Origin of the sequence: Streptomyces sp. NPDC051214 (assembly GCF_040682375.1) — a bacterium.
Classification (GTDB): Bacteria; Actinomycetota; Actinomycetes; order Streptomycetales; family Streptomycetaceae; genus Streptomyces.
Genome location: NZ_JBFBAT010000007.1, coordinates 108,947 through 127,852, shown reverse-complemented (window position 1 = coordinate 127,852; position 18,906 = coordinate 108,947). Strand labels below are relative to the sequence as shown.

General features: G+C 71.9%; 16 protein-coding genes and 1 riboswitch. Of the genes, 12 read left to right on the top strand and 4 right to left on the bottom strand.

Annotation, left to right across the window (positions count from 1 at the left end; translation table 11 throughout):
• Nucleotides 1–579 precede the first annotated feature (579 nt).
• Nucleotides 580–1,650: a saccharopine dehydrogenase NADP-binding domain-containing protein gene (locus AB0M70_RS19730; protein ID WP_365821246.1), complete on the top strand. Its 1,071-nt coding sequence runs from the start codon at nucleotides 580–582 to the stop codon at nucleotides 1,648–1,650.
• Nucleotides 1,651–1,727: 77 nt separating this feature from the next.
• On the opposite strand, the gene AB0M70_RS19725 is transcribed toward AB0M70_RS19730, so the two are convergent.
• Nucleotides 1,728–4,082 (bottom strand): MMPL family transporter, encoded by a 2,355-nt coding sequence (locus AB0M70_RS19725; protein ID WP_365821245.1) that lies wholly within the window; start codon nucleotides 4,080–4,082, stop codon nucleotides 1,728–1,730.
• A 154-nt stretch (nucleotides 4,083–4,236) separates the two neighbouring features.
• Between AB0M70_RS19725 and AB0M70_RS19720 the strand changes: the two genes are divergently transcribed.
• Nucleotides 4,237–4,866, top strand: coding sequence for a TetR/AcrR family transcriptional regulator (locus tag AB0M70_RS19720; RefSeq protein WP_365821244.1), 630 nt, complete (start codon nucleotides 4,237–4,239; stop codon nucleotides 4,864–4,866).
• A gap of 28 nt (nucleotides 4,867–4,894) precedes the next feature.
• On the opposite strand, the gene AB0M70_RS19715 is transcribed toward AB0M70_RS19720, so the two are convergent.
• Both AB0M70_RS19715 and AB0M70_RS19710 read right to left on the bottom strand, forming a co-directional pair.
• The gene (locus tag AB0M70_RS19715; RefSeq protein ID WP_365821243.1) at nucleotides 4,895–5,545 is read right to left on the bottom strand and encodes a GNAT family N-acetyltransferase; all 651 of its coding nucleotides are present in this window, start codon (nucleotides 5,543–5,545) and stop codon (nucleotides 4,895–4,897) included.
• 251 nt (nucleotides 5,546–5,796) lie between these two features.
• Nucleotides 5,797–6,219, bottom strand: a complete 423-nt coding sequence (locus tag AB0M70_RS19710) for a nuclear transport factor 2 family protein (protein WP_365821242.1) — start codon at nucleotides 6,217–6,219, stop codon at nucleotides 5,797–5,799.
• Between the two features lie 188 nt (nucleotides 6,220–6,407).
• Here AB0M70_RS19710 and AB0M70_RS19705 point away from each other — a divergent pair, with 188 nt between their 5' ends.
• The 3 genes from AB0M70_RS19705 to AB0M70_RS19695 all read left to right on the top strand — a co-directional run bounded on the left by AB0M70_RS19705 (nucleotide 6,408) and on the right by AB0M70_RS19695 (nucleotide 8,618).
• Nucleotides 6,408–7,091, top strand: a complete 684-nt coding sequence (locus AB0M70_RS19705; RefSeq protein ID WP_365821241.1) for an MOSC domain-containing protein — start codon at nucleotides 6,408–6,410, stop codon at nucleotides 7,089–7,091.
• A gap of 74 nt (nucleotides 7,092–7,165) precedes the next feature.
• The gene (locus tag AB0M70_RS19700; RefSeq protein ID WP_365821549.1) at nucleotides 7,166–7,813 is read left to right on the top strand and encodes an HNH endonuclease family protein; all 648 of its coding nucleotides are present in this window, start codon (nucleotides 7,166–7,168) and stop codon (nucleotides 7,811–7,813) included.
• Nucleotides 7,814–7,874: 61 nt separating this feature from the next.
• The gene (locus tag AB0M70_RS19695) at nucleotides 7,875–8,618 is read left to right on the top strand and encodes an N-acetyltransferase (RefSeq protein WP_365821240.1); all 744 of its coding nucleotides are present in this window, start codon (nucleotides 7,875–7,877) and stop codon (nucleotides 8,616–8,618) included.
• Nucleotides 8,619–8,654: 36 nt separating this feature from the next.
• Here the strand turns inward: AB0M70_RS19695 and AB0M70_RS19690 are convergent, their stop codons facing one another.
• Nucleotides 8,655–9,425 (bottom strand): hypothetical protein, encoded by a 771-nt coding sequence (locus tag AB0M70_RS19690; protein ID WP_365821239.1) that lies wholly within the window; start codon nucleotides 9,423–9,425, stop codon nucleotides 8,655–8,657.
• A 208-nt stretch (nucleotides 9,426–9,633) separates the two neighbouring features.
• On the opposite strand from AB0M70_RS19690, the gene AB0M70_RS19685 reads away from it, so the two are divergent.
• The 7 genes from AB0M70_RS19685 to AB0M70_RS19655 all read left to right on the top strand — a co-directional run bounded on the left by AB0M70_RS19685 (nucleotide 9,634) and on the right by AB0M70_RS19655 (nucleotide 18,528).
• The gene (locus AB0M70_RS19685; RefSeq protein WP_365821238.1) at nucleotides 9,634–11,763 is read left to right on the top strand and encodes an N-6 DNA methylase; all 2,130 of its coding nucleotides are present in this window, start codon (nucleotides 9,634–9,636) and stop codon (nucleotides 11,761–11,763) included.
• 194 nt (nucleotides 11,764–11,957) lie between these two features.
• Nucleotides 11,958–12,521 (top strand): hypothetical protein, encoded by a 564-nt coding sequence (locus AB0M70_RS19680; protein WP_365821237.1) that lies wholly within the window; start codon nucleotides 11,958–11,960, stop codon nucleotides 12,519–12,521.
• A 2-nt stretch (nucleotides 12,522–12,523) separates the two neighbouring features.
• On the top strand, nucleotides 12,524–14,074 hold the full coding sequence (locus AB0M70_RS19675) for a serine/threonine-protein kinase (protein WP_365821236.1): 1,551 nt from the start codon (nucleotides 12,524–12,526) through the stop codon (nucleotides 14,072–14,074).
• Nucleotides 14,075–14,205: 131 nt separating this feature from the next.
• The gene (locus AB0M70_RS19670; protein ID WP_365821235.1) at nucleotides 14,206–14,871 is read left to right on the top strand and encodes a SurA N-terminal domain-containing protein; all 666 of its coding nucleotides are present in this window, start codon (nucleotides 14,206–14,208) and stop codon (nucleotides 14,869–14,871) included.
• A 45-nt stretch (nucleotides 14,872–14,916) separates the two neighbouring features.
• Nucleotides 14,917–15,921, top strand: a complete 1,005-nt coding sequence (locus AB0M70_RS19665) for a nucleoside triphosphate pyrophosphohydrolase (RefSeq protein ID WP_365821234.1) — start codon at nucleotides 14,917–14,919, stop codon at nucleotides 15,919–15,921.
• 105 nt (nucleotides 15,922–16,026) lie between these two features.
• Entirely contained in the window at nucleotides 16,027–17,355 is a 1,329-nt protein-coding gene (locus AB0M70_RS19660) for a cytochrome P450 (RefSeq protein WP_365821233.1), read from the top strand.
• A 174-nt stretch (nucleotides 17,356–17,529) separates the two neighbouring features.
• Entirely contained in the window at nucleotides 17,530–18,528 is a 999-nt protein-coding gene (locus AB0M70_RS19655) for a transglycosylase family protein (protein WP_365821232.1), read from the top strand.
• Between the two features lie 181 nt (nucleotides 18,529–18,709).
• A riboswitch (cyclic di-AMP (ydaO/yuaA leader) is annotated at nucleotides 18,710–18,903 on the top strand.
• The last annotated feature ends 3 nt before the right edge of the window (nucleotides 18,904–18,906 follow it).

The following is an 18,906-nucleotide window of genomic DNA, read 5'->3' as shown; positions in this document are numbered from 1 at the left end:
GTGGAAGTCCGCTCTTTTACTGATGGAGAGGACGAAAAAGCGGTTGCTTAATTGGTGTGCTGATTCTTTCGATGAGCTCGATGACACCTTTGCTGCTCCCATGCGGGTAAACGGAAAAGGGCATCGCAAAGGCCTTCGGTCGCACACGTGAAGACCTCGTGCGAGGGTATCGTGAGGAAGGCGTGCAGCCCGGAACGGGCAGCCTTTGATCAAGGCGTCGCAAACGAGGTCAGCGCACGCCTGAGGCACGCTTGACCTGCACTTGTGCAGACGCCTTGAGGAAATGGGAGAAGTCGCGGTCCGACGTGGTCGGTCGTTGGCCTACGACTCGTCGATGAAGTGACACATGTGGGGCCCCCGTTGTCGAACGTGACCGGGCGTCGTTGCCCGGTTTTCTGGTTCAAGTGTCATCATTCAGCAGCGAAGTTCTTCGGGTCAAGCAGATCAATGGACGCGTCGCGTGATGCGGGTCACGTAATACCCGTAGAAGTGTGGAAGTTGAAATCTGTTCGGTGTCCGGTAACCCGGAATTGATGTCTTCGCTTGCTTCGGCACCGGTCCAATTGATTTCATTGGGTCATGCAGAATTTAACGAAAATGAAGAAGCGGGACGGGAATATCCTGGTGCTCGGCGGATATGGCGCCGTCGGCCGCGTCACCGCACTCGACCTCGCGGGGCGGCTGCCGGGCCGGGTGATCGTCGCCGGCCGCGACCGGGCCCGCGCCGTGGAACTCGCCACCGGCAGCGGCGGCACCCTGCTCCCCGCGCGCGTCGACCTCGCCGACCCGGCCTCAGTGGAACAGGCGCTGGAGGGGGTCTCCCTCGTGGTGCTCTCCGTGGAGCCCCGCACCCCGGCCGCGCATCCCGCGCGGCTTCTCTTCGAGCGGGGCATCGGTCTGGTCGACGTCACCGCGACGCACGCGCTGATCACCGAGGTCGAGCGGCACGACGCCCTCGCCCGCGAGCACGACGCGACCGCCGTGCTCAGCGTCGGCGTCGCCCCCGGCCTGACCAATCTGCTGGCCCACCGGGCGGCCGAGGCCGTCGGCGGCGCCGAACGCCTCGACATCTCCGTCGTGCTCGGGGCGGGCGAGGCCCACGGCAAGGACGCGGTGCGCTGGACCGTCGCCCAGCTCATGGACGGGAACGCGGGCCGGGCGCGTCCGCTGCGCGTCGCGACCTGGCCGCCGGGCCGGGAGCGCACCCACCATCCGTTCCCCTTCTCCGACCAGCACACCCTGCGCCGCACCCTCGGCGTCCCGGACGTCACCACCCGGCTCGGCCTCGACTCCGGCGCGCTCACCGGCCTGCTGTTCGGGCTGCGCAGGGCGGGCGTCTTCCGTGCCGCGCGCCGGGCCCGCCTGGACGGGCTGCTCACCGCCTCGCTGACCCGCGTCCACCTGGGCGGCGACCGGTTCGCGGTGCGGGTCGACGCGCACCGGGGCGGGCGCCGGACGACGCGGGCCCTGACCGCCACGTCGCAGTCCCGCTTCACCGGGCTCACCGCGGCGGAGGTCGCGGCACGGGTGTACGAGGGCGAAGTGCCCGCAGGCGTCCGGCACATCGAGGAGGCGGCGGGCCTCGCGGGGGTGCCCGAGGCGCTGGCCGCGCACGGCCTGACGGCTTGGGCCGGCGACGCGGGCGCGTAGCCGGCCCAAGCCCGACCGGTTCCGGGGCGACGGGGGAATGGAGTTGCCCGGAACCGGACGCGGCGCGTGGGGACGGGTCACTTGCCGGCCCCACGCCGGTCTGCGGGGGAGCGGTCGATGCCGCCCGCGTGGCTGTCGACCAGGTCGCCGGCGCCGGCTCCCTCGGCGGCCGCGGCGTCCGTGTCCTGCTTCGCCCCGGCCTGCGCGTCGCCCGCCAGTCGCGCGGAGAGCCGCTCGCCCTCCATGTCCACGTGCGGCACGGTCCGCTCCAGGAAGCGCGGGAACCACCAGGCGGCCTTGCCGAGCAGGATCATGACGGCGGGCACCAGGGCCATCCGCACCACGAAGGCGTCGACGAACACGCCGACGGCGAGCGCGAATCCGATCGGCTGCACGATCGGGTCGTGGCCGATGACGAACCCGGCGAAGACCGAGATCATGATCAGCGCGGCGGCCACCACGACTCGCGAACCGTCCCGGAACCCGGCGATCACCGCGTCCTTCGGTGCGGCCCCGCGCGCGCTCTCCTCCTTCATGCGGGACACGAGGAACAACTCGTAGTCCATGGCGAGACCGAAGAGCACCCCGATCAGCAGGATCGGCAGGAAGCTCACCACAGGCCCGACCTTCGGCACCGCGATGAAGTCCGAGAGCCAGCCCCACTGATAGACCGCCACCACGGCGCCGGCCGACCCCGCGATGCTCAGCAGGAAGCCGACGACGGCCTTGAGCGGGACGAGCAGCGAGCGGAACGCAAGGGCGAGCAGGATGAGCGAGATGCCGACGATGACCGCGAGGAACGGCGGCAGCGCATCGCTCAGCTTCTTCGACACGTCGATGTTGGCCGCGGTGGTGCCGGTGACCGTGAGCTTCATCCCGGCGTCCGCCGCCGCGCGCTCACCCTCGTCCCTGATGTCCGCGACCAGATCCTCGGTGGCCCGCGAGTCAGGGCCGCCCTTGGGGATCACGGGGATCGCGGCGAGCTGCCCCGTCTTGTCGACGGAGGGCGGAAGCGGCGTCGCCACACCGGGCAACTGGCCGAGCTTCTGCGCGAGTTGCTTGACGCCGCCCTCGGAGAGCGGGGCGGCCCCCTCGGCCTCCGCGACCGCGATGAGCGGCCCGTTGAACCCCTGCCCGAACCCCTCGCTGACCAGGTCGTACGCCTGACGTGCCGAGGTGCTCTCGGGATACGAGCCGTTGCCGGGGAGCCCGAGACGCAGGTCCTTCGCGGGGATGGCCACCGCGCCGATGCCCACCAGGCAGGCGATGAGCACGAGGACGGGCCGCCGCGCGACCCCGCGCACCCAGCGCTCGCCCGCCGAGGGCTTCCCGCCGCCCGGCCTCGTCCGCCCCTCGCCCGGCCTCTCCTGTCCCTCGCCCGGCTTCTTCTTGCCGCCGCCGAGCCCCGGCAGACGCAGCCGGTCGACCGAGCGGCCCGCGTACCCGAAGAGGGCGGGCAGCAGCGTGACGGCGACCAGCATTGCGATGATCACGGCCCCGGCCGCCGACAGGCCCATCACGGTCAGGAACGGCACCCCGGCCACCGCGAGCCCGGCCAGCGCCACCACCACGGTCGCCCCGGCGAAGACCACGGCACTGCCCGCCGTACCGCCCGCCCGGGACGCCGCTTCCCGGGGCTCCATCCCCTCGGCGAGGTTCTGCCGGTGGCGGGAGACGATGAAGAGGGCGTAGTCGATGCCGACCGCCATGCCGATCATCAGGGCGAGGACCGGCGCGGTGGAGATGATGTCGTACGAGCCGGTCAGCGCGAGCAGCCCCGCCATGCCGAGGCCCACGCCGACCAGCGCGCTGAGCAGCGGGAGCCCGGCGGCGAGCATCGAGCCGAAGGTGATGAGCAGGACGAGCACCGCGACACCGACGCCGATGGCCTCGCCGCCCTCCACGGTCACCGTCGGCGTATAGGCGTCACCCCCGAACTCGACCTGGACACCGGCCTTCTCGGCGCTCTCGGTGGCCTCGCGCACCGCGTCGCGCGGTCCGTCGCCGAGGTCGTGCAGACGGGTGTCGAACACCACCTGGGTGAGGGCGATCCGCCCGTCCTCGGACACCGCCTGCGCGGAGAACGGCTCGATGACCTGGGCGACGCCGTCCGCCTTGCCGATGGCCGCCGCCGCGGCCGAGACCGCCGCGCGCCGCTCGGGCGTGGTGAGCGACTCGCCCTCGGGGGCGGCGAAGACGACCTGGGCGGAGGCGTTGGCGTACTCGGGAAGGCGGTCCGAGATGCGGTCGACGGTGGTCTGCGCCTCGGTGCCGGGGACCCGGAACTCGTCGGTGGTCTTGCCGGAGAACGCCGCCGCGAGGCCGCCGACCGCGAGCAGCAGGACGAGCCAGACGGCCACCACGGCATGTCGGCGCCGATAGCAGAGCCCGGCCAGTCGGTAGAGGAGCAGGGCCATGGGAGGTGCCTCCATCGCGGGATGCGTACGGGGCGCGGGGCCGGAGAGCAGCCCTTCGCCTGCCTACGCCGACCACCATACGCGCAACTTGGTCACCTGACAAAGTCGAGTGACGAAGTCGTACGTCAGGGTCGACTGATTGAGTCACGTCCACCGATACTCTGGGGCCATGGCACACATCCCCGCCGCCGAGCGGCGTCCGCAACTCGTCCAGGCCGCCATCGAGCTGATGGCCCGCGAGGGAGTCGACGCCGGATCCACCCGCGCCATCGCCGCCGAGCTGGGCGTGGCGCAGGCGACGGTGCACTACACCTTCGGCACCAAGCGGGACCTCTACCGCGCCGTCATCGAGCAGATGACCGTCGAGCTCGTGGAGCTGGTGCGCGGCGCCGCCCCCGAGGAGACGGAGGGGCCCGCCGACTTCGAGCAGGCCATGCGGCGGATGGCCGAGGCGCTGTGGCAGGCGCTGCGCGAACAGCCCGGCCGCTTCCGGCTGTTCATCGAGCTCACCACGTACGCCGTGCGCAACCCCGATCTGCACGAGCTGCTCCGCCGCCACCAGCGCGACCTGGAGGAGACCGCGGCGGAGCTCATCGCGGGCGTGCTGGCCCTGACGGACGGAGCCCACGCGGCCGAACCCCTCGTCGTCGCCCGCTTCTTCCTCCAGGGCTTCGACGGCCTCTCGCTGCGGCACCTGGTGATGGGGGACGGCCAGGGGGATTCGGCGGCGGACGCGGACTCCGCGGCCGACCTGGAGCGCCTCCTGGAGGCGACGCTGAACCTCACGCGCGCCAAGTAGGCGGGGTCGACGGGGGCATGGTGCGGGACTACGCGTACTCCCGCACGAGCAGCTTGAGTCCGGGCGCGCCCATCAGCGCCTCGAACTCCCGCCCCCGGTAGTCGGCCCGCACCTCGAACCCGGCGCGCTCCCAGGTGTGCTGGGCCCGCGTGTTGCCGTTGAGGCAGAGGACCTGCGCGCACGCGTAGCCCCGCTCGCGCCCCAGGGCCAGGGCGTGGTCGAGCAGGGCCTGCACCACGCCGGTGCCCCGGAACTCCGGGATGACGGCGACGTTCTCGATGCCCCAGGCGTCGGCGTAGTCCGCGGGCAGACAGGACAGGAAGATCCGCTGCCGCTCGTACACGTCCTCGAAGGCGGCCGTGCCGGGCCAGTCGGCGGTCGCGGCGAGGGCGGCGCACTGCTCGCCGATCGCGGTGTGCCCTTCGGTCGCGGGATCGTAGGCGGTGAGGGCGCCCACCGGGCGGGGGCCCGTGTCGCCCTCCGTCACGGGCGCGGCCTCCGCCACCCAGAAGCGGGACAGATGACACCAGTGGGTGCGGGGCGAGAGCGCGAGCGTGCGCAGGATCCGCCGGGTGACGTCGGTCCGCTCGCCGAGGAGCGGCTCCCAGCAGCAGCGGTCCAGGTGGGAGGTGGCGGCGGTCTCCATGACCTGGACGAGGAAGTCGAGATCGGCGGGCACGGCGGGGCGCACCGTGACGATGGGGTTCGGATGTGTCCGAGAGGTACGGGAGGTACGGGAGTTCCGGGCGCTCTGTGTGCTCTGGGGGTTCTGCACGATGACCACCTGTTTCCGCAGCTCTGGCTGCCCATGTCCTGGTGGGGGTCTATTGGCTCCCTGTTGTGACGGTAGACGGCACTTGTTCGTTTGACCAAGTCATGTGAACCGATTTCGGCCGTACGGGGACGCGTGGCCGCTCAAGGGGGGCTCGCTCAGGGGGCGCATGCGTCGGCGATCGAGCGGCTGTTCTCGTAGAGGTGGTGCCGGGTGACCCGGCCGTCCTCAACCGTCAGGCGCAGGGCGAAGGGGCCCTCGAAAGCCTTGCCGGTGGCGCGCACGGTGCCCCACAGCCGGCCGAAGATCACGGCATCGGTGCCGTCGACGAGCAGCGTGTCGACCGTGGCCCCGGCCTTCTCCGGCACCGTGTGCGCGGCGAGTTCGGCGGCCTGGGCGGCACACTCGGCGGCGGTGGACCGCGGCCGGATCCACGGCACGCCCGGGTTCTCGGCGAGCATCCAGTCGACCTCGTCGCCGAAGAGCGCGGCGAGCCCCTCGGCGTCGCCGGTCATCCTGCACTGGAGGAAGGTCTGGACGGCGGCGCGGGTGGCGTCCTCGGTGGCGGGCGTGACGGTCATCTGCTGCTCCTCGGTCGGCTTCCCTGCTGGTACGGCCGATACTTCCGCGGGCCGGCGCGGAGGTCGATTACGCCGGAGGTAATGCGGCGGGGGCGTTATGGTCTAAACCAGTCACTCGGTACGGTGGCGGTGAGAGACGCGAACGCGTGGATCAGGGGAGGGGAAGTGCCGTGGGGCATGGGGCCGTTGTGGGACTCATCCAATTTCCGGTGAAGTCGATGCTGGGGGAGGAGCGCGAGCGGCTCGTCCTCGACGAGCGGGGCGTGGCCGGTGACCGGCTGTGGGCCCTGCGGCACGAGGACGGGAAGCTGGGGAGCGGCAAGAACAGCCGCCGGTTCCGGCGGACGCCCGGGATGCTGGAGTACACCGCCGTCTACGAGGGGGACGAGGGCGGCGGCGACCCCGTCGTCACCACTCCGGACGGCGAGACTCTGCGGCCCGGCGATCCGCGGTTCGGCGAACTCTTCGGCGCGGGCGTCGAGTTGGCCCGCGAGGACGAGGTGAGCCATCAGGACGCGGGCGCCGTCTCCCTCGTCGGCACCGCCTCGCTGCGCGCGCTCGGCGAACTGCTCGGTGACTCCGACCCCGTCGACGTACGCAGGCTGCGCAAGAACATCGTGGTCGGCGCCGACGAGCCGTGGGTCGAGGAGGACTGGGTGGGCCGGGAGATCGCCTTCGACGGCGGCCTCCGCCTGCGCGTCGTGGAGCGCATCGAGCGCTGCGTGATGACCACCCAGGCCCAGCGCGGCCTCCCGGCCGACAACCGCATCCTCAAGACGCTCACCGCCTCGCGCGGCATGTGCATCGGTGTGTACGCGGACGTCGTGACGCCCGGCACGCTCGCACTCGGGGCGGAGGTGACCGTCCGGTGAGCGCTCACGGCAAGGGAGTTCGGGCCGCGCTGCTGCTCGCGCTCGCCGTCACCGCGACCGTCACCGGCTGCACCCTGGAGGAGCAGCCCGGCGGCTCCTCCGGCCCCGACGCCGAGGCGGGCCCCGCGCTCGCCGCGGTGGACACGCTCACCGTCAAGGGCCGCGCGCCCAGGACGGGTTACGACCGTGACCGCTTCGGCAGCCCCTGGGCCGACACGGACTCCAACGGCTGCGGGACCCGCGACGACATACTCAAGCGCGACCTCAAGGACGTGAAGTACCGCGACGGCGACTGCGAAGTGGCCTCCGGTGAGCTCTCGCCCGATCCGTACACCGGCAAAGACGTAACGTTCGTGCGCGGCCGCAGCCAGGTCGACATCGACCATCTCGTCGCCCTCTCCGACGCCTGGCAGAAGGGCGCGGGCAAATGGGAGCCGAGCAAGCGCATCGCCTTCGCCAACGACCCGCTCAACCTCCTGGCCGTCGACGCGGGCCCCAACCGCGGCAAGGGGGACGGCGACACGGCCACATGGCTGCCGCCGGACAAGGGCTACCGGTGCACCTACGTGGCACGGCAGGTGGCGGTCAAGAAGAAGTACGAGGTGTGGGTGACGGGCGCCGAGCGGGACGCGATGAAGCGGGTCCTGTCGGACTGCCCGCGCGAAAAGCTGCCGGAGGGCGAGGGGCCGACGGCCGCGCCCGGCCGGTTCCACGCGCGCTGAGCCGCTTCGTACGGCGGAAAACGACTTAACACGCGGGCCCGTGCCCGCTAGCGTCCGCGGCATGGACCTGAAGATCACGACGCTGGCCGAGCGGCCCGAACTCGCCGGGCCGCTCTGGGCGATGGACGACACCTGGCCGGAGTTCATCGGCAACGACCCCATCGCGTGGTCGATGATCGGGCGCATCGTCAAGGAATTCCCCGAGTACGTCCTGGTGGCCACCGACGAGCGGGGCACGGTCGCGGCCAAGGCGTTCAGCGTGCCGTTCGCGCTGCACGCCGACGGGCGCGGGGAACTGCCGGACGGCGGCTGGGACCAGGTCATGCTCTGGGCGTTCTCGGACCTGCGGCACGGCAGGAAGCCGGACACGGTGAGCGCGATCGAGATCACCGTGGCGCCGGAGTTCCTCGGGAAGGGGGTCTCCGGACGGATGCTCGCCGCGCTGCGCGAGAACGCACGCGCGCGTGGCTTCGCGGAGGTCGTCGCCCCGGTCCGCCCGAACGCCAAGCACCTCGAACCGGCCGCGCTGATCGACGCGTACGCGGTCCGCAAACGGGACGACGGGCTGCCCGCCGACCCGTGGCTGCGGGTGCACGTGCGGGCGGGCGGCACCATCGAGAAGGTGGCGCACGCGTCGATGACGGTGTCCGGTTCGCTCGCGCAGTGGCGGGCGTGGACCGGGCTGCCGTTCGACACCGCCGGTCCCGTGGAGGTGCCGGGCGCGCTGGTGCCGGTGCTCTGCGAGCCGGAGCGCGGGTACGCGGTGTACGTGGAGCCGAACGTATGGGTGCGGCACGTGCTGTGAGCCCGGCCGCACCCCGGTCGGCGCCGGACGGGAGGGTCAGCCCGCCAGCTTGTCGATGTCCATGACGTCGCCGGCGGGCGGCTGCGCGTCGACCGGCTTGTCGAACTCGCCGAACGCCAGGCTCTCCGGCGTCTTGGCGGTCTCGTTCACGACCTTCAGGAGGTACGGCTTGCCCTCCGTCGCGACGTAGAGGGTGTACCGGTCCTTGCCGTCGCTCTCGGTGAGCGTGAGGGCGGGCGTGCCGTCGACCGTGGTCGCCTTGCCCCTGCGGGCCGCGGAGTTGACGTCCTTGAACGCGGCGAGCAGCACGTCCAGGTCGCAGAACGAGGCGATCTCCTTCGCGTCGCCGTCGGTCGCGGAGGACTTCACCCACCGGCCCGCGAGCATGTCCACGGCGCCCTCGGTCTCGGCCGCGGGCCGGCCCTTGCCCTGGGCGCGCAGGAACTCCTCGTCGTACTTCATGTAGACCGTGCGCGCGGTCGTGATCAGGTCGAGCGAACCCTCCCCGCCCATCTCCATCGTGCCCGCGCACTGCCCCTTGGTGTCGAAGGCCATGTCCAGCTCGACGGTGCCGGTCTCGTCGGGGACACTGCCCTTCACCTTGAGGGACGAGGCGTCGGTCGTCGCCTTCACCGCCTTGTCGACGATGTCGGGCCCGGACATGCCGGGGAAGGGGCCGGTCTCCTTCTTGGCCTCCGTCACCTTCCCCTCGCTCTTCTTGGAGCCGCCTGTCTCGGTGCCACAGGCCGTGAGGCCGACGGTCGCGGCGGTGGCCAGGCATACAGCGGCAAGAGTGGTACGTCGCATGACGCGCATGAAGATCCCCCCACGGGAACTCGGAAGTGCTACCGATATCTCAGCAGAGCTTGTGAACCGAGTCAACACGAGTTCACAAGAATGGTTCGTTAACGCCCGTGAATGCGGGCGTGCGGCACGCGGTAGGTATGCTCGGCGCCACAGCGCCGCGCCGGGGCACGTGTGCGGCGGGGCCAGCGGGACCGAGGGGAGCCAGTCGGTGGGGGACAAGGCGGCGCGGGACAAGTCGGCGCGGGACGACGCGACAGAGGTGACCGCCGCCGGGATCGCGCGGCTCGCCGGTGTCGGCCGGGCGGCCGTCAGCAACTGGCGCCGCCGCCACCCCGACTTCCCCAAGCCCGTCGGAGGCACCGAGACCAGCCCCTCCTTCGCCCTCGCTCAGGTCGAGGACTGGCTGCGCGCCCAGGGCAAGCTGGGTGAGCTCGGCGAGGTCCCGCTGAAGGAACGCGTCTGGCAGCACCTCGCGGGTCACCCCGCGGGCCCCGTCACCGCACTCCTGCACGCGGGCTGCGCCCTGCTCCTCGTGCACGACCGCCATCCGGACTGGCTGAAGGTCAGCGCGGTGTCGGACGAGCGGATGGCGCGACTGCTCCCGGCGGCCCTCGAACAGGTCGTCACCCCGCGCTTCGGGAACCCCGGGGCCGCCGGAGCCGGCCCGCAGCGAGCGGCGGTACGCGTCCCGGACGCCGGACAGCTCCTGCCCTCCGTCCCGCTGCTGCGCGGCGCGGCCGAGCTCGCCTCCGAGCTGGGGGCCCGGCAGACGTACGAGTTCCTGATCGGCCGGTACATCGACGCCAACCCCCGCCAGTACACGCTCACTCCGGCCGGGCCCGCCGACCTGATGGCCGCGCTCGCGGGCCCCGCCCCGACCGTGCTCGACCCCGCGTGCGGAACAGGCGCCCTGCTGCGAGCCGTCGCCCCCCGCCCGGACCAGCGCCTCCACGGCCAGGACAGCGCCCCCGAACTCGCCGCCCTCACCGCGCTGCGCCTGGCCCTGCACTCCGACGCCACCGTGCGCGCCGCGGCCGCCGACACCCTGCGCGCGGACGCCTTCGGCGAGGAGCGGGCCGACGCCGTGCTCTGCCACCCGCCGTTCAACGAACGCAACTGGGGGCACGACGAACTCGCCTACGACCCCCGCTGGGAGTACGGCTTCCCGGCCCGTACGGAGTCCGAACTCGCCTGGGTCCAGCACGCGTTGGCCCGGCTCCGGGACGGCGGCACCGCCGTCCTGCTCATGCCGCCCGCCGCCGCGTCCCGCCGCTCCGGGCGCCGGGTGCGCGCCGACCTCCTGCGCCGCGGCGCCCTGCGTGCGGTGATCGCGCTGCCCGCGGGGGCCGCGCCCCCGTACAACATCCCCCTGCACGTCTGGGTCCTGAAGAGGCCGACGCCCGGCGCGAAGACCCCGCCGGAGCTGCTCCTGATCGAGACGGCGGGGCTCTGTGCCGCTGACGGCAGGGACCGACAGACGTGGCGTCGGGTGCAGGACGCCGTGGTGGACCTCTGGCGCGACTTCGACCGGAACGGCACCGTCGACGAGCGGCCCGGCCTCGCCCGCTGCGTGCCGGTGCTCGAACTCCTCGACGACGAGGTCGACCTGGCCCCGGCCCGCCGGCTGCCGCCACCGGCCGCGGGCGGCGGGGCCGAGGATCTTGCGGCCGTCCGCGAGCGGCTCGGGGAAGCCGTGCGGCGCACCGGAGACCTCATGCCGCCGCCCGCGAAGCCGGGCGACGCGGAACGCTGGCCGGTGACCACCGTGGGCGAACTGGCGCGCGCGGGGGCCCTGTTGCTGCGTACGGGGATGGGGGCGGGGGCGGGTTCCGGGGCTGCCGCGCCCGGTGTCACGCGCGTCCTCACCGAGCACGACGTGCTGGCCGGGACGGAACCATCCGGCACCCTCGACCCGTCGGCCGATCCGTCACAGGACAGTGCGGTGGTGACCCGCCCCGGCGACGTCGTCATTCCCGTCTCCGGCGGCGGCACCGCGGCCCGCGTCATCGACGAGAGCACCGCGGGCGCCGCGCTCGGCCGTGGGCTCACCCTCCTGCGCCCCGACCCGGCCGCCCTCGACCCGTGGTTCCTCGCCGGCTTCCTGCGCGGCACCGCCAACAACCGCCAGGCGAGCAGCTACGCCTCCACCGCGGCCAGGCTCGACGTCCGCAGGCTGCGGCTGCCGCGCCTGCCGCTGGAGGGGCAGCGCGGCTACGGCGAGCGGTTCCGCGCACTCGCCGCCTTCGAGGACGCCCTGCGTCTCGCGGGCAGGCTGGGCGAGCAGTTGGTGCGGGGACTGCACGACGGACTGACGGACGGCACGCTTCCGCCGGAATGAGCCGACCGGGTTCCGGGCGGGCGCGGGATCGGGCCGCGATCAGGACGTGACCAGTACGGCAACGGTTCGGTACAACCCCGGGCCGCTTCCACGTGTCGGCCTATACGCTCGAATCAGCATCAGTTCGTATTTCGACTTTCGGCCGTGCGTTCCCCCGCGGGAACGTACGGCCGCATCAGGCATCAGGAGCAGCCATGCACGGCCACGGCTATGCGCCGCAGCAACCGCCGCCGAACTCCGGCGGCACCCACGTGACGCTGCGTGTGCTGTTCGTGGTCCTCGCCGTCGTGACCTGCGGCCTGCTCGCCTGGGCGCCGATGCTGCGCCTCGCGATCGTGACCCGCAGGTCGTACGACTGGGTGCTCTTCGGTCTCGTGACCGCGCTCGACGTGACGGCCCTGGTGCTCGTCGGCGTCGACCCGGGCGACGAGGAGTTCCAGGGACCGGGCAACGCGGGCATGGTCATCCTCCTGACCACGCTCCTGGCGGCCGTCGCCTACTACCTGTTCGCGGACATCCGGCACTTCAGCCGCTACCGGCAGCAGTACCCGGGCTACGCGGGACCGCAGCCCGCCTACGGCTATCCGCAGCAGCAGGCACCCGCCCCCGTCCACCTCCAGCCCACCCAACTGCACCAGCCGCCGGTCCAGCAGACGCCGCCCCCGCCCACGCGCCCCGCACCGGCCCGCATCCACCAAGTACAGGTCGAGCTCGACGAGCTCAGTGACTACCTGCGCAAGCAGGAAGGCGGCAACTGAACGTGTCATCGGGGACGGGCGGCCGCGTAGTCGCCGGGCGCTACGAACTCTCCACGCTCATCGGCCAGGGCGGCATGGGCCAGGTCTGGACGGCGTACGACCAACGCCTCGACCGCCGTGTCGCGGTCAAGCTGCTTCGGCCCGACCGCGTCGCGGGCGCCGAGGCCGACGAGCTGCGCCGCCGCTTCGTGCGCGAGTGCCGTGTCACCGCACAGGTCGACCACCCGGGCCTCGTCACCGTCCACGACGCGGGCACGGAGGGCGAGGACCTCTACCTCGTCATGCAGTACGTGGACGGGGCGGACCTCGGCGACCACCTCGCCGAACACGACCCCTACCCGTGGCAGTGGGCCGTCGCCATCGCCGCGCAGGTGTGCGCCGTGCTCTCCGCGGTGCACGCCGTGCCGATCGTGCACCGCGACCTCAAGCCGCGGAACGTGATGGTCAAGCAGGACGGCACGATCAGCATCCTCGACCTGGGCATCGCCTCGGTCATGGACACCGACACCACCCGCCTCACGCACACCGGTTCGCCCATCGGCAGCCCCGCGTACATGGCCCCCGAGCAGGCGATGGGCGGCGCGGTCGGCCCGTACACCGACCTGTACGCCCTGGGTGTCCTGCTGCACGAACTCCTCAGCGGGGACGTGCCGTTCTCCGGTTCCACCGCGCTCGGCGTCCTGCACCGCCACCTCTACGAACCGCCGCTCCCGGTCCGCCGCCTGCGCGCCGAGGTTCCCGAGTCCCTGGAAGCCCTGGTGCTCCGGCTCCTCGCCAAGGACCCCCAGCACCGGCACGCCAGCGCCCAGGAGGTCTACGAGGAACTGGTCCCGCTGCTCCCCGCGCGCGGCGTACCGACCGGCGGCCCGCTCGACCCCACCCGCCCCTTCCTGCGCCCGCACGCACCGTGGCCCGACCGCGCGACGACACCGGCGCCCGCCCCCGCCATCCAGCCGGACCGGACCGACCACCGGCAGACCCCCGGCAGCCACACCGACGTGGTGCACGCCGTCGACGAGGTCAAGCGGCTCCTCGGCGAGGGGCGCATCACCCAGGCCGTGGACATCCTCGGCTCGATCCTGCCGGCGGCCGCCGCCAAGCACGGCGAGCACTCCCCGGTGGTCCGCTCCCTGCGCAAGCAGTACGCGGCGACGCTCATGGACGACGGGCAGTACCGCCGCGCCCTGCCCGAACTGCGCCGCCTCGCCGACGAGCGCGCCGCCGAGTCCGGCCAGGCCGACCCGCACTCCCTCCAGTTCCGCTACGAGGCCGCGCAGTGCCTGGAGCAACTGGGCGAACCGGCGGCGGCCCTCGCGGAGTACCGGGCGCTCCTCCCTTACTACGAGAACCGTTACGCCTCCGACGACCGCGACCGCCCCCTGGAGATCCGCCGCCGCATCGGCCACCTGCTCCTCGCCCTCGGCGACCGCGCGGCGGCCCACGACACGCTGGCCCGGCTGCTCATGGACGCCGAACGCATGCACGGCGTGGGCCACCCCTTCCCGGCGGAGATCCGGCGGACGTTGCAGTGGCTGGGACAAGTGCGGGGTTAGTGAGGGCCGAGGGTGCCCCAACTCTCGGAGAATCGTTGGTCGAATAGGTGGCCGAGAGACCGGCCACTCCCTAACATCGATCACCGCAAGACTTTGTGCACCGCCGCACAATCTCCGACCGGGAGGCTCACTTGCACCGCCGCCGTCGCACCGCGCTCACCCTCTCCGCCGCCGCGATCGCCGCGGCCCCCCTCCTGACCGCCTGCGGCGCCGAGGCCCATCCGGGCGCCGCGGCCGTCGTGGGCAACGACCGGATCACGGTCTCGCAGCTTGAGGGCCGGGTGAACGAGGTGCGCGCCGCGCAGCGCGCCGCGATCCCGGACGAGCAGCAGTACGAGCAGGCCATCGCCAAGTCCGGCGGCCTCACCCGCAGCACGCTGCACACGATGGTCCTCGACAAGGTGCTGCACCGCGCGGCCGTCGACGCCGGGGTGAACGTGTCACGCCGCGACATCCAGACGATGCGATCGGGCCTCGAACAGCAGGCGGGCGGCAAGAAGCAGCTCGAACAGGGCTGGCTCCAGCAGTACAGCGTCGCCCCGTCCCAGCTCGAGAACAGCCTCCGCACGGAGATCGAGGCCCAGAAGCTCGCCAGGAAACTGGGCGTGGACATGAACGCCCCGGAGGGCCAGGCGATCTTCTGGAAGGAGCTCTCCAAGGCCTCCAAGAAGCTGGACGTGAACCTGAACCCGCGCTACGGCACGTGGGACGTGGAGAAGAGCAAGCGCGCCGACAGCAAGACGCCGTGGGTGCGCGAGGTGTCCGAGGACGCCGCCGCGGCCCCCAAGCAGGCGTAAGGACGCCGGTCGGGGGCCGTCGGCGGCGTGGGTTACGTTCGACGGGTGAACGCAACCACGCCCCCGGCCGACGCCCCCGGCCGCGTCATCCTCCTCACCACCAGCCACCGCGTGGCCCCCGGCCTGCTCTCCTGGCCGGCGTGGCAGGCCCTGCACGGGGCCGACGAGGTCCTGTGCGCCGACGCCACGCACCCTCAACTGCCGTACCTGCGCGAGGCGGGCGTGCGCGTGGAGCAGTCCTCGCCGACGGCCCAGGAGCTGGTGGACGCCTGCGCCGGCGGCCGCACGGTCCTCGTCGTCGCCACGGCCGAGGGCGACAGCGCCCTGACGGACGGCCTCGCGAGGCTCGCGGGCTCGGGCCGCGTCGCGATGCCCGACCTGGAGCTGCTCCCGGCGTCGTACGACCTGCCGGGCGCGCGGCTCCTCGACCTCGTCCAGGTCATGGACCAGATCCGGGGCGAGTGCCCCTGGTCCTCCCAGCAGACGCACAAGGGCCTGGCGAAGTACGCGATCGAGGAGGCGTACGAACTGGTCGAGGCGATCGAGGAGGGCGACAGGGACGAGCTGCGGGAAGAGCTGGGCGACGTCCTGCTCCAGGTGGTCTTCCACGCCCGTATCGCGGAGGAGGACGCCGAGTCCCCCTTCTCCGTGGACGACGTGGCGGGCACGATCGTCGAGAAGCTGATCCACCGCCACCCGCACGTCTTCGGCGACGACTCGGCGGACACCCCCGAGGACGTCAAGGCGCACTGGCTCCGCACGAAGGCCGAGGAGAAGCAGCGCTCGTCGGTGACGGAGGGCATCCCGTTGGGCCAGCCGGGCCTGGCCCTCACGACCAAGCTGGCCTCCCGGGCACGGACGGCGGGCTTGGAGGTGCAGGTCCCCTCCGGAGAGGGCGTGGGCTATGACCTCCTGGCCCTTGCCCTGCGCGCGGAGGCGGAGGGAGTAGACCCGGAGGCGGCCCTGCGGGCGGCGGCACGGGCTTACCGGGATGCGGTGCTGGCGGCGGAGGGTGCGGCACAGGGGAGTTCCAGCCCGTCCGGCGAGTGATGTAGAGGCCGCCCACCGAGCGAGGCAGGGGACTGATCAGCCCGTCCGGCGCTTGAGGACGAACTCGGCGGAGCCGGTGATGACGGCGCCGGATAACGTCGTCCCATGCAAGACCAGCCGCCAGCTCCCGCCGGGGACGCCCCCGCCGCCTGCCCCGCAGGGGCCCACGTGTCCGAGGCCCAAGGGCCAGCCGAGGCCCAGGGGCCAGAGCTCTTCACCTGGGAGTTCGCCACCGACCCCTACCCCGCCTACGCCTGGCTCCGCGAGCACGCGCCCGTGCACAAGACGCGGTTGCCCAGTGGGGTGGACGCGTGGCTGGTCACCCGGTACGCCGACGCCAAGCAGGCCCTCGCCGACCAGCGGCTCAGCAAGAACCCGGCCCATCACGGCGAGCCCGCGCACGCGAAGGGCAAGACCGGCATCCCCGGCGAGCGCAGCGCCAACCTCATGACGCATCTGCTCAACATCGACCCGCCGGACCACACCCGCCTGCGCCGCCTCGTCTCCAAGGCCTTCACTCCCCGCCGCGTCGCCGAGTTCGCGCCCCGCGTCCAGGAGCTGACCGACCACCTCATCGACCAGTTCGCGGAGAAGGGGGAGGCCGACCTCATCCACGACTTCGCCTTCCCGCTCCCCATCTACGCGATCTGCGACCTGCTCGGGGTGCCGCGCGAGGACCAGGACGACTTCCGGGACTGGGCGGGCATGATGATCCGGCACGGGGGAGGGCCGAGGGGCGGGGTCGCCCGGTCCGTCAAGAAGATGCGGGGCTACCTCGCCGAGCTGATCCACCGCAAGCGCCTCGAACCCGGCGACGACCTCATCTCCGGGCTCATCCGCGCCTCCGACCACGGCGAGCACCTCACGGAGAACGAGGCCGCCGCGATGGCCTTCATCCTTCTCTTCGCCGGCTTCGAGACCACCGTCAATCTCATCGGCAACGGCACATACGCCCTCCTCACCCACCCCGAGCAGCGCGAGCGGCTCCAGGAAGCGCTCGGGAACGGCGACGCCGGCCTTCTGGAGACAGGACTCGAAGAACTCCTCCGCTTCGACGGTCCCGTCGAACTCGCCACCTGGCGGTACGCCACCGAGCCGCTGACCATCGGAGGGGAGGACATCGCCGCCGGCGAACCCGTTCTCGTGGTCCTCGCCGCCGCCGATCGCGACCCCGCCCGATTCGACCGGCCGGACACGCTCGACCTCTCCCGCCGCGACAACCAACACCTCGGCTACGGCCATGGCATTCATTACTGTCTCGGCGCACCGCTGGCCAGGCTCGAAGGACAGGCCGCCCTCGCGACCCTCCTGCGCCGCCTCCCTGACCTGCGCCTTGCGGCGGAACCTGGTGATTTGAGATGGCGCGGCGGACTCATCATGCGTGGACTGCGCACGCTTCCCGTGGAGTTCACACCCGCACAGCGGAGCAAATAATCGGCGAATGAAGAGCCTCCGAAACGACGTTTAGCTGACGGTTCGTCAAGACTGTGACTTTCACGTGATCTCCGCTGCATCGACTTGTGACAAGCGTTCGACTGCCGCTACGTTCACCGACGACTCGGCATCCCGTGCCGCAGTCGTCGCTCCAGTCACGCGAAAGGCAACCGCATGCTCTCCGGCAATGGTCGTCACCGACGCCCCCGCCAGGCCCCGGCCCTGATCGTCGCGGCAGGAGTGGCGGGATCGGCCATCGCGATCCCGCTGCTCGGCGCCACCAGCGCGAGCGCGGCGGACACCGCCACATGGGACAAGCTCGCGGAGTGCGAGAGCGGCGGCTCCTGGAGCGCGGACGCGGGCAACGGTTACTACGGCGGGCTCCAGCTCTCGCAGCAGACCTGGGAGGAGTACGGCGGCCTCGACTTCGCGCCGAGCGCCGACCAGGCGAGCCGGTCCCAGCAGATCTCCGTGGCCGAGAAGGTCCTCGACGACCAGGGCCCCGACGCCTGGCCGAGCTGCGCGCCGATCGCCGGTCTCACCGAGGGCGGCGCCGCCGCCGACGTCGACCCGGGCGCCCCGATCACGACCATTCCCTCTGACGAGCCGTCGGAGTCGACCGGGTCCGGCGAGTCGTCGAAGCCGGGTGGGGCGTCGGATGAGCCCGACGCGTCGCCGAGCGAGTCGGCCGACCCCTCGGACAGCGCCGAGCCGTCCGGGAAGCCCGCCGCCGACGACGCGTCACGAGACAAGAATCACGACGAGTCGGGCAAGTCGGGTGAGTCAGATTCGGGCGAGTCGGAGGAGCCCGGCGACGCGACCAAGTCCGGCGACCCGGACAAGTCCGGGCGTGACGAGGCCACTTCGCCCGCCCCCTCGCCCTCCACCGGCGACGGCGAAGGCCGCCACCGCGGCGGCAGCGCCGACGACGAGGCGTCCGAAGGCTCCGCCCGCGAGGGTTCGGGCCGGCACGCCTCACGCGGCGACGAGCGCGAGCACGACGCCACCGACGGGACGTACACGGTCCGTTCCGGGGACAGCCTCTCGGTCATCGCCGACGACCTGGAGGTGGAGGGCGGGTGGACCGAGCTGTACGCCGAGAACGAGAAGTCGGTCGGCTCCGACCCCGACCTCATCCTTCCCGGTCAGAGCCTCGATTTGGGCGAAAAGTAGGGGTAGTTGGCGAGTCGCTTTGCGCTTGATGTCCCAATTGGCGCAAGTGAGACATGGGTCTCAGAAGCCCTGATCGTCTTTGAAATTCGGGCGATCGCATGTCTACGGTCGTGACCGCTCGCCACAGCGGGCCCCGCCGGTCGGTACGCCGAGTCCTGCCAACGGCCGTTCGGGAACAGTCGTCGCGTAAGCGCCGTAGGCAGGAGCGGGGGACCCAAGGTTTGCGCCGGGCCCGGCCGTTGAACGGCCTCGCGAGAGCGAGGCGGGAGACGGACGGGAACGGCTAGGGGTTAAGTCGCACTCAGGAAGTGCGGCCGGGCAACTTCATCGGCCCGAACCCGACAGCTCACCTCGCAGGCGTCGGTGAGGGGATCACTC